General features: G+C 64.4%; 15 protein-coding genes. 2 read left to right on the forward strand and 13 right to left on the reverse strand.

What is annotated here, in order from left to right; all coding sequences use genetic code 11:
- Positions 1 to 44 precede the first annotated feature (44 nt).
- The gene (locus tag AWB68_RS22620) at positions 45 to 1,061 is read right to left on the reverse strand and encodes a zinc-binding alcohol dehydrogenase family protein (RefSeq protein ID WP_087646577.1); all 1,017 of its coding nucleotides are present in this window, start codon (positions 1,059 to 1,061) and stop codon (positions 45 to 47) included.
- 118 nt (positions 1,062 to 1,179) lie between these two features.
- On the opposite strand from AWB68_RS22620, the gene AWB68_RS22625 reads away from it, so the two are divergent.
- Positions 1,180 to 2,136: a LysR family transcriptional regulator gene (locus AWB68_RS22625; protein WP_087646578.1), complete on the forward strand. Its 957-nt coding sequence runs from the start codon at positions 1,180 to 1,182 to the stop codon at positions 2,134 to 2,136.
- Between the two features lie 10 nt (positions 2,137 to 2,146).
- Here the strand turns inward: AWB68_RS22625 and AWB68_RS22630 are convergent, their stop codons facing one another.
- Positions 2,147 to 3,391 carry a cytochrome P450 gene (locus AWB68_RS22630; protein WP_087646579.1) on the reverse strand — a complete coding sequence of 415 codons (1,245 nt, stop codon included), beginning with the start codon at positions 3,389 to 3,391 and terminating at the stop codon, positions 2,147 to 2,149.
- Positions 3,392 to 3,508: 117 nt separating this feature from the next.
- Here AWB68_RS22630 and serB point away from each other — a divergent pair, with 117 nt between their 5' ends.
- Positions 3,509 to 4,357 (forward strand): phosphoserine phosphatase SerB, encoded by an 849-nt coding sequence (serB, locus tag AWB68_RS22635; protein ID WP_087646580.1) that lies wholly within the window; start codon positions 3,509 to 3,511, stop codon positions 4,355 to 4,357.
- Here the strand turns inward: serB and AWB68_RS22640 are convergent.
- From AWB68_RS22640 to AWB68_RS22690, 11 genes are all read right to left on the reverse strand, one after another.
- The gene (locus AWB68_RS22640) at positions 4,347 to 4,724 is read right to left on the reverse strand and encodes a type II toxin-antitoxin system VapC family toxin (protein WP_087646581.1); all 378 of its coding nucleotides are present in this window, start codon (positions 4,722 to 4,724) and stop codon (positions 4,347 to 4,349) included. The two genes, serB and AWB68_RS22640, sit on opposite strands and share 11 nt — an antisense overlap.
- Positions 4,724 to 4,960: a type II toxin-antitoxin system Phd/YefM family antitoxin gene (locus AWB68_RS22645; protein ID WP_087646582.1), complete on the reverse strand. Its 237-nt coding sequence runs from the start codon at positions 4,958 to 4,960 to the stop codon at positions 4,724 to 4,726. Before AWB68_RS22645 ends, AWB68_RS22640 begins: the two co-directional genes overlap by 1 nt.
- A 168-nt stretch (positions 4,961 to 5,128) precedes the next feature.
- Entirely contained in the window at positions 5,129 to 6,328 is a 1,200-nt protein-coding gene (locus tag AWB68_RS22650; protein WP_087646583.1) for a cystathionine beta-lyase, read from the reverse strand.
- A gap of 113 nt (positions 6,329 to 6,441) precedes the next feature.
- Positions 6,442 to 7,107 (reverse strand): hypothetical protein, encoded by a 666-nt coding sequence (locus tag AWB68_RS22655; protein WP_087646592.1) that lies wholly within the window; start codon positions 7,105 to 7,107, stop codon positions 6,442 to 6,444.
- Between the two features lie 34 nt (positions 7,108 to 7,141).
- Entirely contained in the window at positions 7,142 to 8,326 is a 1,185-nt protein-coding gene (gene bktB, locus AWB68_RS22660) for a beta-ketothiolase BktB (protein ID WP_087646584.1), read from the reverse strand.
- A gap of 120 nt (positions 8,327 to 8,446) precedes the next feature.
- The gene (locus AWB68_RS22665) at positions 8,447 to 9,370 is read right to left on the reverse strand and encodes a sugar kinase (protein ID WP_087646585.1); all 924 of its coding nucleotides are present in this window, start codon (positions 9,368 to 9,370) and stop codon (positions 8,447 to 8,449) included.
- Between the two features lie 17 nt (positions 9,371 to 9,387).
- The gene (gene rimO / locus AWB68_RS22670; protein WP_087646586.1) at positions 9,388 to 10,779 is read right to left on the reverse strand and encodes a 30S ribosomal protein S12 methylthiotransferase RimO; all 1,392 of its coding nucleotides are present in this window, start codon (positions 10,777 to 10,779) and stop codon (positions 9,388 to 9,390) included.
- 219 nt (positions 10,780 to 10,998) lie between these two features.
- Positions 10,999 to 11,355, reverse strand: a complete 357-nt coding sequence (locus AWB68_RS22675) for a helix-turn-helix domain-containing protein (RefSeq protein WP_087646593.1) — start codon at positions 11,353 to 11,355, stop codon at positions 10,999 to 11,001.
- A 95-nt stretch (positions 11,356 to 11,450) separates the two neighbouring features.
- Positions 11,451 to 12,026 (reverse strand): polyhydroxyalkanoate synthesis repressor PhaR, encoded by a 576-nt coding sequence (gene phaR, locus AWB68_RS22680; RefSeq protein WP_087646587.1) that lies wholly within the window; start codon positions 12,024 to 12,026, stop codon positions 11,451 to 11,453.
- Positions 12,027 to 12,163: 137 nt separating this feature from the next.
- On the reverse strand, positions 12,164 to 12,904 hold the full coding sequence (locus tag AWB68_RS22685; protein WP_087646588.1) for a 3-ketoacyl-ACP reductase: 741 nt from the start codon (positions 12,902 to 12,904) through the stop codon (positions 12,164 to 12,166).
- A 91-nt stretch (positions 12,905 to 12,995) separates the two neighbouring features.
- A partial coding sequence (locus AWB68_RS22690) for an acetyl-CoA C-acyltransferase (RefSeq protein ID WP_125483005.1) occupies positions 12,996 to 13,676 on the reverse strand: 681 nt, incomplete at its 5' end.

The raw sequence follows: 13,676 nt of genomic DNA on the forward strand, positions 1-13,676 counted from the left end.
AAAACCCGTGCCCCGTCCGGCGGACCAGCATGACGACGCGTGCTTCAGAACCCCGTCAAAACGAGCTTGCCGATCGAGCGCCCTTCTTCCAGCAGCCGATGCGCCTCGCGCAGGTTGGCCGCGTCGATCTTGCCGAGGTTGCGGCCGAGCGTGGTGGTGAGCGTGCCTGCGTCGATCAGCCGCGCCACCTCCGACAGCAGCTTGTGCTGTTCGATCATGTCGGGCGTGCCGAACATCGAGCGCGTGAACATGAACTCCCAATGAAACGCGGCGCTCTTCGACTTCAGCAATTCGACTTGGAGCGGCCGGCTGTTTTCCACGATCGTGCAGATTCCGCCCTGCGGCTTGACGACTTCGGCGGCGGCCGGGAAGTGCTTGTCGGTGTCGTTGAAGATCAGCACGTAGTCGACGTTCTCGAATCCGATCGCCTTGAGTTGCTTCGGGATGTCGTCGAAGTGGTTGACGATGTGATCGGCGCCGAGCTCGGTCGCCCATTTCGCCGATTCAGGCCGCGACGCGGTCGCGATCACGGTCAGCTTCGCGACCTTCTTGGCGAGCTGGATGCCGATCGAGCCGACCCCGCCCGCGCCGCCGATGATCAGCACCGACTTGCCCTCGTCCGCGCCTTGCGGCGACACGCCGAGGCGCTCGAAAAGCGCTTCCCACGCGGTGATCGTCGTGAGCGGGAGCGCGGCCGCGTGCGTGAAGTCGAGCGACTTCGGCTTCGCGCCGACGATCCGTTCGTCGACGAGATGAAACTCGCAGTTCGCGCCGTGCCGCGTGACGCTGCCCGCGTAGTACACCGGATCGCCCGGCTTGAAAAGCGTTGCGTCCGGACCGACCGCCTCGACGACGCCCGCCGCGTCCCAGCCGAGTACGCGCGGTGTTTCCTCGACCTTGTCCTTCGGCGCCCGGACTTTGGTGTCGACCGGGTTCACCGAGATCGCCTCGATTTTCACCAGCAGGTCGCGGCCGGTCGGCGCGGGCTTGTCGAGTTCGATGTCGATCAGCGATTCGGGGTTGGAAATCGGGAGATAGCGGGTCAGGGCGACGGCTTTCATGGTGGCTCCTTCAATGAACGTTCGATGGATTCCGCAACGCATGGACCCGATGCTATGCCGATCCGGGTTCATTGAAAACCGTCATAATGACTGAAACATTATTCGGAAAAACAAGCAAATGGCTTCTGAATTTCCGGTCGGCGACCTGTCGCGGGATCGCCTCGATCTGCTCGATGTCGCGCTGTTCGTGCGCGCGGCGGCGCTGGCGAACGTGTCGTCGGCGGGACGCGAGTTCGGGTTGTCGGCGGCGGCCGCAAGCGCGCGGCTCGCCGGCCTCGAACGCACGCTTGGCGCGCGGCTCCTGCATCGCACGACGCGCCGCATCAGCGTCACGCAGGAAGGTGAAGTCTTTGCGCAACATGCGCGGCAATTGCTCGATTCCGCCGAGGCCGCCCGCGCCTCGGTCGGCCGCGCGCTTGCCGAGCCGTTCGGCCGCTTGCGCGTGACCATGCCGTCGTCGCTCGGACGCCAGCACGTCTCGCCGCTGATTCCCGCGTTCCTGCGGCAGTATCCGGGCGTTTCGGTGGACTTGCGGCTGACGGACCAGGTTGTCGATCTGGTCGATGCCGGCATCGACCTCGCGATCCGCATCGGCGCGCTGAAGGATTCGACGCTCGTCGCCCGCAAGCTCGCGAGCAACCGGCGCGTGCTGTGCGCGTCGCCGGCGTATCTGGAAGCGCACGGCACGCCGCGCCATCCGGCGGATCTCGCGCAGCACGAATGCGTGATCCTCGCGGATCAGCGCGACTGGGGCTTCGTCACGCCAACGGGCGTGATCGACGTGCGGGTATCGGGGCGGCTCGTGACAGACAACGGCGAAGTGATCCGCGATGCGCTCGCGGCCGGTTTCGGCATCGGGCTGAAGTCGACGTGGAGTGTTGCGCCGCTTTTGCACAGCGGCGAACTCGTGACCGTGCTCGACGATTATCCGCTCGCCGAGACGGTCGCGATCTGGGCGGTCTATCCGAGCCGGGTGTTCGTGCCGCCAAAGACGCTCGCTTTGGTCGACTTCCTCGCCGCGCAGTTCGGCGAGCCGCCGTATTGGGATGCCGAACCGGCGCGGGTGATGCGGTAGCCACGCCGCTTCATTCGATGGAAACCGGCGCCCCGACAAAGCCGCGAAAGCGCGCCCGCGCCGCGCGCTCCGGCTCGCCGCTCATCCGATACGCCGGAAACCGCGCGACGAAGCGCCCGATCGCGATGCGCGCTTCCAGCCGCGCGAGCGACAGCCCCGCGCACTGGTGAACGCCGAAACCGAACGCGAGATGCCGGTTCGGCTCGCGGCCGATGTCGAAACGCTCCGGCGTCTCGAACTGCGCGGGATCGCGATTGGCCGCGCCGATGCAAAGCGTGACCGGCGTGCCACGCGGAACGGGCGTCTCGCCGATCAGCGCATCGGCGACGGCGATCCGGTTGCCGAGCTGGTTCGAGCTCTCGAAGCGCAGGCACTCCTCGATCGCGCTTTCCAGCAGCGCCGGCTCCCGCTGCAAGCGCTCGCGTTCGCCGGGCCACGCCGCGAGCAGCACGAGGCCGTTGCCGATCAGGTTGGTGGTCGTCTCGTGGCCCGCGTTGAGGATGAAGATGCAGTTGTGCAGCAGTTCGGCCTCGTCGAGCCGCTCGCCGTCCGTCTCGCCATCGATCAGGCGCGTGAGCACGTCGTGTTGCGGATCGCCCGGCCGCGCGCGGCGCGCGGCGACCAGCCCTTTCAGATAGTCGATGAACTCCGTCACCGCGCGGTTGCCGCGGGCTTGCTGGTCGGCGTTCAGTGACGGTTCCAGCGCGCCCAGGATCGCCAGCGACCAGTCGCGCAGCGGACCGCGCTCGTCGTGCGGCACGTCGAGCAGGTTGCCGATCACCTCGACGGGAATCGCCGACGCGAAATCGTCGATCAGATCGAACTGCCCGCGCGCTTCGGCCCGATCGAGCAGGCCGTCGACGAGCGCGATCAGCCCCGGCTCCATCGCCGCGATCGCGCGCGCCGTCAACGCGCCCGCGATCAGCTTTCGCACGCGCGTGTGGCGCGGCGCGTCGTTGAAGACGAGGCTCGTCGTGTGATGCGCATGGAGCGGCGTGCCGGCGCCGTACTTCGGTCCGAACTCGACCGTCTTGTCGGAGCTGAACACCTTCGCATCGCGATAGACCGCCTGGATGTCGCGGTATCGCGTGAGAAACAGCGAGCCGTCGGGCATGCGCTTGATCGGCTCGTGTGTGCGCAGCGCGTCGTAGATCGGATACGGGTTCGCGTAGAACGAGGCGTCGAGGTGGCGCAGGTCGAATGTGCGGGCGAGTTCGGCGGCCTCGGCTGAGGCTGCGGGTACGGCGGAATTCATCGGAGTCTCCGGGTTCGATTCTTTTTGCGCATGATAGCCGCCGGGCGCGCGGCTCCGCCATCGGTCCGCGCCATTACAATGGCTGGTTTCGCTCCTTCCCTCTTTGCGCCGCCCTCAATGAACCTCGTCGTCCAAAGCCCCTCTCCGATCGCCGACGCGCATCTCAAGCCGCTCGCCGCCCTCGCCCGCTCGTCGCAAACGATCCGCGCCGACGTCACACTCGTGCGCTTCATCGGCGCCGATCCGTTGCAGCGCCCCGACATCGACGCCTATTGCGGGGCGCATCGGCTCGATCACGCGTTCGTCGCGCCCGACGCGCGTCTCGCCGATTTCGGGCTCGTCGCGATGGACATGGATTCGACGCTGATCACGATCGAATGCATCGACGAAATCGCGGACTTTTGCGGACTGAAGGCCGACGTCGCGGCGATCACGGAAGCGTCGATGCGCGGCGAGATCAAGGACTTCAACGAGAGCCTGACGCGCCGCGTCGCGCTTTTGAAGGGGCTGGATGCGGGTGCGCTCGAACGCGTCTACGAGGAGCGGCTGCAACTGTCGCCGGGCGCGGAGACGATGCTCGCGGGTGCGCGCGCGGCCGGGTTGAAGACGCTGCTCGTCTCCGGCGGCTTCACGTTCTTCACCGAGAAGCTGAAGGCGCGGCTCGGGCTGGATTTCACGAACGCGAATACGCTCGAGATCATCGACGGGAAGCTCACGGGGAAGGTGATCGGCGAGATCGTCAACGCCGATGTGAAAGCGCGGACGCTGCGCGAGACCTGCGCGAAGATCGGCATCGATCCGCAACGCGCCATCGCGATGGGTGACGGCTCCAACGATCTCAAGATGATGGCGGAAGCGGGCGTTTCGGTGGCATTTCGCGCGAAGCCGGTAGTGCGGGAAGCGGCGAGTGTCGCGTTTGATTTCGTGGGGCTGGATGGGTTGTTGCGCGTTTTTCCTACACCGTGATGACCAGATCGGTGTACTTCGACAGATGGCCGTCCGAAGTGACCAAACGTAGCGGTTCGGACAGTGCTTGTGCGACCAGAAGCCGGTCGAACGGATCGCGATGAATGTCAGGCAGATCGCGAACCATCGCTGCGTGAACGGCTCGTACCGGCAATTCAGAAAAACCGCTCGCTTCAATTTCAGACACAAGGAGGTTCACGTCCACGTCGAGCTTGCCAAGCCCGGCCTTGATCGACGCTTCCCAAATACTCGCGCTGCTAACGAAAACATCGTCGGCATCCAGTATCAGCTTGCGTGCTGCTTTTGTCAGCTTGCGGTCGTCCATGACCGACCAGAGGTAGATGTGCGTATCGAGAAGCAGGCGCATCAACGGCCCTCGAATGCCGCGATCACGTCATCCGGCAGCGGTGCATCGAAGTCTTCCGCAATGCGAACCTTGCCCTTCAGCCCACCAAACCGGCGTGCCACCTTGAGCCGCTCCATCGGCACCAGCCGCGCGGCCGGTTTGCCCGCCTTGGCGATCACGATTTCTTCGCCGCTGGCTGCTGCATCGACCAAGCGCGAAAATTGGGTCTTCGCTTCGTGAATATTGACCGTTTGCATATCTGCTCCTAGTGGACTAAGTCCATATTAGTCCAGATTGATCCACTTGGTCAATACGCCCAGTGAGTCCAACTTCATGCCACGGTTCCGGTGAGATATCGACGCCAAATCGCCGCAGCCGTTCTTGTGCCCACCCCCGCGCGTCGCCGGACACCACCCGGAGTTGGTTCATCCGAATGCCGTCACCAAAGCCCGCTCGATATCCCCTCGCAAATCCGCCTCATCTTCCAGCCCGACAAAAAACCGCACCAGCACGCCCTCATGCGGCCACTTCACCGCCGTGCGCATCGTCCCGATCCTGTACGGCATGGCAAGGCTGTGCGAACCGCCCCAACTCCAGCCGATATCGAAAAGCTCCAGCGCTTCGACAAACGCATCGACCTGCGCCGCGCTATACCGCTTTTCGAACACGATCGAGAACAGACCACCCGCGCCGCCCTTGAAATCGCGCTCGAAGAACGCGTGCCCGGGGCAATCGGCGAGCGCCGGATGCAGCACCGCCGCGACTTCCGGCCGCGTCTTCAGCCATTGCGCCAACCCGAACGCCGTGCGGTCATGCGCTTCGTAACGAAGCATCATCGACGGAAGGCTGCGCAGCACCAGCGAACAATCATCCGACGACACGCCGATCCCCAGCCGCATCCGCGCCCGCTTCAGCTTCATGTGATGCTCGCGATCGACGGTGATCGTCGCGCCCATCAGGATGTCGCTGCCGCCCGACTGGTACTTCGACAATGCCTGCACCGAGATATCGACGCCATGCTCGAACGGCTTGAACGCGAGTCCCGCCGAATAGGTGTTGTCCATCGCGCTCACGATGCCGTGCGCGCGCGCCACCGACGCGATCGCCGGCACGTCCTGCACTTCCATCGTCACCGAGCCGGGCGCTTCCACCCAGATCAGCTTCGTGTTCGGCTTGATGAGGCCCTCGATGCCCGCGCCGATCATCGGATCGTAGTACGTCACTTCGACGCCGTAGTCGGCGGCCAGCCAGTCGGCGTGCTCGCGATTCGGCGAATACGCGTTGTCGGGAATCAGCACGTGATCGCCCGACTTCACGAAACCGAAGTAGACATTTGAAATCGCCGACAACCCCGACGGCTGCAACAGCGCGTGCTCGCCGCCTTCGATCGCGGCGAGGCGCTGGGCAAGCGTGATGGTCGTCGGCGTACCGTGTAGGCCGTAGCGCCACTGCGAGTCGTCGCTCCAGACGAGTTCGCGCATCGCGGCCAAATTTGGGAACACGATGGTTGACGCGCGCGTCACGGGCACCGGAAACGCTTCGAATCCGGGCGTCAGGCGGTCTTCAGGATGGACGATGCGGGTCTGCATCCCGCGTTCTTGGGCCTTCTTGCTGGAATCGGTCATGGCGTGCTTGCTTGTGTTTGGACTCGGAGAAAAAACGCCATCGAACGGGGTTCGATGGCGTATCAGGCTCGTTTCGATGCAGCGTTGCGCCGCTGATTGCCGGGTGGTTGCCGCTACTCGCCGATGATCACGTTGCTCGTGCCGCCGACGGCATTGCGCGGCGGCGCGGCAGGAGCGGCAGGCGGCGCCGGTTCCAGCGAAGGCGCCGCGGCGCTCGGCACGCGATTGGCCGGCACCGTCACGCCCGCCACCGCCGGCCGCAATTCGAACGGCTGCGGATCGGAGTCGTCGGCGTTCATGCGTTCGCCCGACACGCTGCCGTCCGCCGCGAACTTCCCGACCCAGTTGCCGGTGATATGCGTGCCGTCGTTCGATTCCTCGATTTCGAGCGCGTCGCCGTCGCGATCGCCCGCGACCAGGATCACCGATGAACTGCCAACGAACTGGTACTCGCCGTGAATGCCCGACGCCTCGTCGGTCTTCGCGCCAAGCCGCATGTCGACCTGCCGCCCGCCGAGCGTGCCGACGTAGCGCGGAAAACGCGCGTACTCCGGATTCGGCGCAAGCGGCTTGACCGGCGGCAGCGCGAGCGCGGCGATCGCCTTGTTCGCGCCGATCGTCTGGTCGCTTCTTGCCGCCGACGCGGCGGTCGCGGCGCTCGACTGGTCCGGCGGCATCGGCGAGTTGCAGCCTGCGAGCACCGAGACCATCCCGAGCACCGCGAGCGCCACAACCGCGCCGAATCCTGCTTTACCGATTGCCGCCGTATTCGTCTGCATCATCCTCTGCTTCCTTCCCTTTCGACTGCGATGTTCAAATGCGCTCGAAGATCGCCGCGATGCCCTGCCCGCCGCCGATGCACATCGTCACGAGCGCGTACCGCCCGCCGATGCGCTGTAGTTCGAAGAGCGCCTTCACGGTGATCAGCGCGCCCGTCGCGCCGATCGGATGGCCGAGCGAAATGCCCGAGCCGTTCGGATTGACCTTCGACGGATCGAGCTTCAGTTCGTTCGTGACGGCGCACGCTTGCGCGGCGAAAGCCTCGTTGGCTTCGATGACGTCGAGGTCCGCGACCGTGAGCCCCGCCCGTTCCAGCGCCTTCTTCGACGCCGGCACGGGGCCGATGCCCATGATCGTCGGATCGACGCCCGCGTGCGCGTACGCGACGAGCCGCCCGAGCGGTGCCAAGCCGCGCTTCTCCGCGACGCTGCGCTCCATCAGCACGAGGGCCGCGGCGGCGTCGTTGATGCCCGACGCGTTGCCGGCCGTCACCGTGCCGTTTTCCTTCGCGAACACGGGCTTCAACTTCGAGAAATCCTCGGGGGTCGCGTTCATGCGCACGTGCTCGTCCCGAACGAAGAGGGTCTCGCCCTTCTTCGATGCCAGCGTGATCGGCAGGATCTGTTCCTTGAAATAGCCGGCTTCAATGGCCTTCGCCGCGCGGCGGTGCGATTCGAGCGCGAGCGCGTCCTGCGCCTCGCGCGTGATGCCGTACTTGGCCGCGACGTTTTCCGCCGTCACACCCATGTGGATCGTGTCGAACGGATCGTTCAGCGCGCCGAGCATCATGTCGACGATGCGCGCGTCGCCCATGCGCTGGCCGAAACGCGCGGCCGGCATGATGTACGGCGCGCGGCTCATATTTTCGGCGCCGCCGGCGACCGCGATGTCGGCATCGCCGAGCAGGATCGACTGGGCCGCCGACACGATCGCCTGCAATCCCGAGCCGCACAGGCGGTTCAGGGTCAGCGCGGGCGTGTGCTGCGCCACGCCACCGTTGATCGCCGCGACGCGCGCGAGATACATGTCCTTCGGCTCGGTATGGACGACGTTGCCGAACACCACGTGACCGACGTCCTCGCCGGACACTTTCGCGCGCGACAGCGCTTCGCGCACGACGCGTGCGGCCAGATCGGTCGGGGGAAAGTCTTTCAAAGCGCCGCCGAAATCTCCGATTGCGGTCCGAACGCCGCTTACCACCACCACTTCACGTTGCATTTTTCGTCTCCATTCAAAATGGTCCTGCGTGTTGAAGGTACGGGTACCGGAGCCTGTCAGCACTCGCGCGAAACAGGCTCCCTGTCATTCCGGCATGCTAATCATCTTATCATCGGGTCATCACCCGGCGAGCGCCTGCTCGACGGTCGCGCGGTCGGGAATCGGCGCGACGGCGCCGAAGCCCTGCGTCGACAGAGCTGCCGCCGCGTTCGCGTAGCGCGCCGCCGCGAACGGGTCGTCGCCCGCGACGATCCGCGCGATGAACGCGCCGCCGAAGCAGTCGCCCGCACCGGTCGCATCGACGGCCTGGACCACGCGGCCCGGCACCACGCGCCGTTCTTCCGGCGTCGCGATATACGAGCCCTCCTTGCCAAGCTTCAACGCGACCACCTTCGGCCCGAGCGCGAGCACGAAGTCGACGATCGCGTCCTTGTCGGTGAGGCCCGTCAGGTCCGTGACGTCGTCCCAGCTCGGCAGGCAGATGTCGGTCGAGCGGATCGCCTCGAGCATCACTGCGCGCGCTCGCGCGAGCGGCCACAGCTTCAGGCGCAAGTTGGTATCGAAGCTCACTTTCACGCCGTGGCTGCGTGCATGATCGATGGCGGCGAACGCCGCGTCGCAGGCTGACACGCCGATCGCGAAACTGATGCCCGACAGGTGCACGACCTTCGCGGCCGCGATCACCTCGAGCGGCAAGTCGGACGGCGCATAGCGGCTCGCAGCCGAACCGGCGCGCAGGTAATCGAAGCGATGTCCGTTCTCGCCATGCGAGACGAAATAGACGCCGGTGGGCGCGTTGTCGTCGACGCGAACCGTCGAGGTATCGACGCGCTCCGTACGCCACAGGTCGAGCAGCAATTGCCCGAACTGATCGTTGCCGACCGCCGACACGAAACCCGTCGACGCGCCCTGCCGCGACGCCGCGATCAGGAAGTTCGATACATCGCCGCCGAAACCTTGCAGATAGTTCGGCGCGCCTTTGGTCGACTGGTTGAACTCGATCATCGCCTCGCCGAGCGCGAGGACTTGCGGCGTCTGCGTCATGCGTGTCTCCGTCATGTTTAGACTTCGCCCCAGAGATCGTGGCCATCGGCGCCGGAAATCTTCACCGACACGAAATCGCCCGCCTTGTAGCGCTTCGACGCTTTGGTCGCCGGCGCGATATATACCACGCCGTCGATTTCCGGCGCATCCGCCGCCGTGCGCCCGATGCCGCCATCGGCGTTCACTTCGTCGACGAGCACCTTCAGCGTCTTGCCGACCTTGCGCTTCATACGCGCCGCCGACAGTTCTTCCGCCAGTTCCATGAAGCGCGCTCGGCGTTCCTCGCGCACCTCGTCGGGCAGCGCGCCGTCGAGATCGTTGGCGCTCGCGCCTTCGACCGGCGAATACGCGAAACACCCGACGCGATCCAGGTCGGCCACGCGGATGAAGTCGAGCAGCGTCTGGAACTGCTCTTCGGTCTCGCCCGGAAAGCCCGCGATGAACGTGCTGCGGATCGTCAGGTCCGGGCATATCTTGCGCCATGCCTGCACGCGTTCGAGCACCTTTTCGGCGTTGGCCGGGCGCTTCATGCGCTTGAGCACGTCGGGATGCGCGTGCTGGAATGGCACGTCGAGATACGGCAGCACGCGGCCCTTCAACGCGCCTTCGGCCATCATCGGGATGATTTCGTCGACGCTCGGGTACGGATACACGTAATGCAGGCGCACCCACGCGCCGTACTGCGCGGCGAGTTCGCCCAAGGCGCCGACGAGGTCCGTCATGCGGGTCTTGACCGGCTTGCCGTTCCAGAAGCCCGTGCGGTACTTGACGTCGACGCCATACGCGCTCGTGTCCTGCGAAATCACGAGCAGTTCCTTCACACCCGACTTGAACAGGTTCTCCGCTTCGAGCATTACGTCCGCGACCGGGCGCGAGACGAGGTCGCCGCGCATCGACGGGATGATGCAGAACGTGCAGCGGTGGTTGCAGCCTTCGGAGATCTTCAGGTACGCGTAGTGGCGCGGCGTGAGCTTGATGCCGGCGGCGGGCACGAGGTCGGTGAACGGGTCGTGCGGCTTCGGCAGATGCGTGTGCACCGCGTTCATCACTTCGTTCGTGGCGTGCGGGCCGGTGACGGCCAGCACCTTCGGATGCACTTCCTCGATCAGGCCCGAGCCGCTCGCGCTCTTTTTCGCGCCGAGGCAGCCGGTCACGATCACCTTGCCGTTCTCGCTCAGGGCTTCGCCGATGGCGTCGAGGCTTTCCTGCACGGCTTCGTCGATGAACCCGCAGGTGTTGACGACGACGAGATCGGCGCCGTCGTAGGTGCCGGAGATTTCATAACCCTCGGCGCGCAGTTGGGTGATGATCTGCTCGGAATCGACGAGGGCTTTCGGGCAGCCGAGGGAGACGAAGCCGACCTTGGGGGCGGTCGTCGTCGGCGTGATGGGGGAGGAAGTCTGCGGCATAGGGGATGGTCCGGCGGATCGCGGTAACGTAACCCCGTATTGTACTGCGTGGCTGGATTTGGGCCGCTGCGCGGAGGTGGTTGATTCGCTGCATCCCGCCTCGTCGATATGGCAAATGCGACGACGCCCGCTGTCCCGGGAAATGAAAACAGCCGCTTAAGCGGCTGTCTGGCGGTCTATGACCGTATTTGTCGCCAGGTTTCTCCGTTCGACGATTGATCAGCCGATAAGCACTTCGGCCGGGATCTTCAGTCCACTATGCAGGCGGCGAATCATTTCCAGACTCAACGGACGCCGACCGCCCAAAATCTCGTAGACACGATTTGTGTTGCCAATGTACGGCTTCATGTCCGTGACTGTCAGTCCGGCCTGCTCCATCCGAAACTTGATGGCTTCGACGGGGTCAGGACGCTCGATCGGAAAATGTTCGTTTTCGTAGCGTTCAACCAGTATCGACAAAATATCAAGGCGGTCGCCATCGGGCGTGTCAGGTGCAGGATCGGCATCAACGAGTTCAGACACAATCGCGAGCGCTGCGTTGTAGTCTTCCTCAGTGTGCAGGGGGCGAATTTCCATGTCCGTATCGTACCGCGCCGGCGACCGGCTGCGGCGCGCGACAGTTCCCCGCGGCTCCCGCAGCACTGCCCGCAAGCGGGCAAGCACCATCGCCCCTACTTCTTCTCCGTCGACGGCGGCACCGTCGGCGTGGGAAACGGGAACGTGTTGAACATCGATTTCGCCTGGGTCTGCATCTGCTCCTGCATCTGCACGAACATGTTCTTCGACTGCTCGATGTAGCTCGTCATCATGCCCTGCATCATCGGCGCCTGCATGTTCATGAACTGCGACCACACTTCCGGATTGAGCGCGTTGCCGTCGTAGAGGCCCTTGCTCTGGTCGGTGAGCTTCTGCTGGATGTCGATGAACGCCTGGATGTTCTTTTCCAGGTACGTGCCCATCATGCCCTGCATCGCGTGGCCGTAGAAGCGGATGATCTGCGAAAGCATCACCGACGAGAACATCGGCAGCCCACCGCTTTCCTCTTCCAGAATGATCTGCAGGAGAATGCTGCGGGTCAGGTCATCGTTCGACTTCGCGTCCATGACCTTGAAATCTTCCTGATCCAGCACGAGCTGCTTCACGTCGGAAAGCGTGATGTAGGTGCTCGTTTCCGTATCGTACAGCCGACGGTTTGGATACTTTTTGATGAGTCGTTCGGCGGGTTTCTTTGTAGTAGTAGTGGTCATTTAACGCCTTTAAACGCAAAACCTTACTGCGATGGCAGCAAACGTGTCTTGCGTGGACGCAAAAGAGCGTTGCTGCCGGTTCGTTTCCGGCAAGAAGCGGCAGCGCGCGGTTCCAGGCCACGCACCACCGCCGCCCGTCAGCCCATATGCAGACCGCCGTTCAGCGAGAAGTCCGCACCGGTCGAAAAGCCCGACTCCTCCGATGCAAGCCACGCCACGATCGAGCCGATTTCATCCGGCCGGCCAAGACGGCGCACCGGAATCGTCGCGACGATCTTCTCCAGCACTTCGGGACGGATCGCCTTGACCATGTCCGTGCCGATATAGCCCGGCGAGACGGTGTTGACCGTCACGCCCTTGGTCGCCACTTCCTGCGCGAGCGACATCGTGAAGCCGTGGATGCCGGCCTTCGCCGTCGAATAGTTGGTCTGGCCGAACTGCCCTTTCTGGCCGTTCACCGACGAAATGTTGATGATCCGCCCGAAGCCGCGCTCGACCATGCCGTCGACCACTTGCTTCGTCACGTTGAAGAGGCTCGTCAGGTTGGTGTCGATGACGGCCGTCCAGTCCTCGTGCGTCATCTTGCGGAACACGACGTCGCGCGTGATGCCGGCGTTGTTCACCAGGATGTCAACCTCACCGACTTCGGCCTTGACCTTGTCGAACGCGTTCTTGGTCGATTCCCAGTCGCCGACGTTGCCTTCCGACGCGATGAACTCGTAGCCGTTGGCCTTCTGCTCTTCGAGCCACTTGACGCGGCGCGGAGAATTCGGGCCGCAGCCCACGACGACCGTATAGCCGTCCTTATGCAGACGTTGGCTGATGCTCGTGCCAATGCCACCCATGCCGCCCGTCACATACGCTATGCGCTTCGTCATTCGTCACTCCATTTTCGTTATGCGGGAAGCCGGCGATCCCGCCAGCCGCTTCCCGCTGTCTCAACAAGCCTTTTTGTTTGCGGATATCCGCTTACGGACGCTCGACCGCCAGCGCCACGCCCATGCCACCGCCGATACACAGCGACGCCAAGCCCTTCTTCGCATCGCGCTTCTGCATTTCGTGCAACAGCGTGACGAGAATCCGGCAGCCGGATGCGCCGATCGGGTGACCGATCGCGATCGCGCCGCCGTTGACGTTCACCTTCGACGTATCCCAGCCCATCTGCTTGTGAACCGCCAGCGCCTGCGCCGCGAAGGCTTCGTTGATTTCCATCAGGTCCAGGTCAGCCGGCGACCAGCCCGCGCGTTCCAGGCAACGCCTCGAGGCCGGCACCGGGCCCATGCCCATCACCTTCGGATCGACGCCCGCGTTCGCGTACGCCTTGATGCGCGCGATCGGCGTCAAGCCCAGCGCTTCCGCCTTCTTCGCCGACATCACGATCACCGCCGCCGCGCCGTCGTTCAGGCCCGACGCGTTCGCGGCCGTCACCGTGCCTTCCTTCGAGAACGCCGGCTTCAGGCCCGCGAGCGCTTCGGCCGTCACGCCATGGCGCACGAACTCGTCGGTGGCGAACTTGAGCGGCTCGCCCTTCCTTTGCGGGATGTCGATCGCGATGATTTCGTCGTTGAAGCGGCCCGACTTCTGCGCGGCTTCGGCCTTGTTCTGCGACAGCGCCGCGAACTTGTCCTGGTCTTCGCGCGAGATGCCGTA

The sequence above is a fragment of the Caballeronia choica genome, from assembly GCF_001544535.1.
Classification (GTDB): Bacteria; Pseudomonadota; Gammaproteobacteria; order Burkholderiales; family Burkholderiaceae; genus Caballeronia; species Caballeronia choica.

Bases quoted from the DNA above. Each gene is read 5' to 3' on its own strand.
- AWB68_RS22655 (WP_087646592.1), bottom strand. From the start codon at position 7,107: ATGCAGACGAATACGGCGGCAATCGGTAAAGCAGGATTCGGCGCGGTT.
- AWB68_RS22675 (WP_087646593.1), bottom strand. From the start codon at position 11,355: ATGGAAATTCGCCCCCTGCACACTGAGGAAGACTACAACGCAGCGCTC.
- AWB68_RS22640 (WP_087646581.1), bottom strand. From the start codon at position 4,724: ATGCGCCTGCTTCTCGATACGCACATCTACCTCTGGTCGGTCATGGAC.
- bktB (WP_087646584.1), bottom strand. From the start codon at position 8,326: ATGCAACGTGAAGTGGTGGTGGTAAGCGGCGTTCGGACCGCAATCGGA.
- AWB68_RS22645 (WP_087646582.1), bottom strand. From the start codon at position 4,960: ATGCAAACGGTCAATATTCACGAAGCGAAGACCCAATTTTCGCGCTTG.
- AWB68_RS22665 (WP_087646585.1), bottom strand. From the start codon at position 9,370: ATGACGCAGACGCCGCAAGTCCTCGCGCTCGGCGAGGCGATGATCGAG.
- AWB68_RS22625 (WP_087646578.1), top strand. From the start codon at position 1,180: ATGGCTTCTGAATTTCCGGTCGGCGACCTGTCGCGGGATCGCCTCGAT.
- serB (WP_087646580.1), top strand. From the start codon at position 3,509: ATGAACCTCGTCGTCCAAAGCCCCTCTCCGATCGCCGACGCGCATCTC.
- AWB68_RS22620 (WP_087646577.1), bottom strand. From the start codon at position 1,061: ATGAAAGCCGTCGCCCTGACCCGCTATCTCCCGATTTCCAACCCCGAA.
- AWB68_RS22685 (WP_087646588.1), bottom strand. From the start codon at position 12,904: ATGACGAAGCGCATAGCGTATGTGACGGGCGGCATGGGTGGCATTGGC.
- rimO (WP_087646586.1), bottom strand. From the start codon at position 10,779: ATGCCGCAGACTTCCTCCCCCATCACGCCGACGACGACCGCCCCCAAG.
- phaR (WP_087646587.1), bottom strand. From the start codon at position 12,026: ATGACCACTACTACTACAAAGAAACCCGCCGAACGACTCATCAAAAAG.
- AWB68_RS22630 (WP_087646579.1), bottom strand. From the start codon at position 3,391: ATGAATTCCGCCGTACCCGCAGCCTCAGCCGAGGCCGCCGAACTCGCC.
- AWB68_RS22650 (WP_087646583.1), bottom strand. From the start codon at position 6,328: ATGACCGATTCCAGCAAGAAGGCCCAAGAACGCGGGATGCAGACCCGC.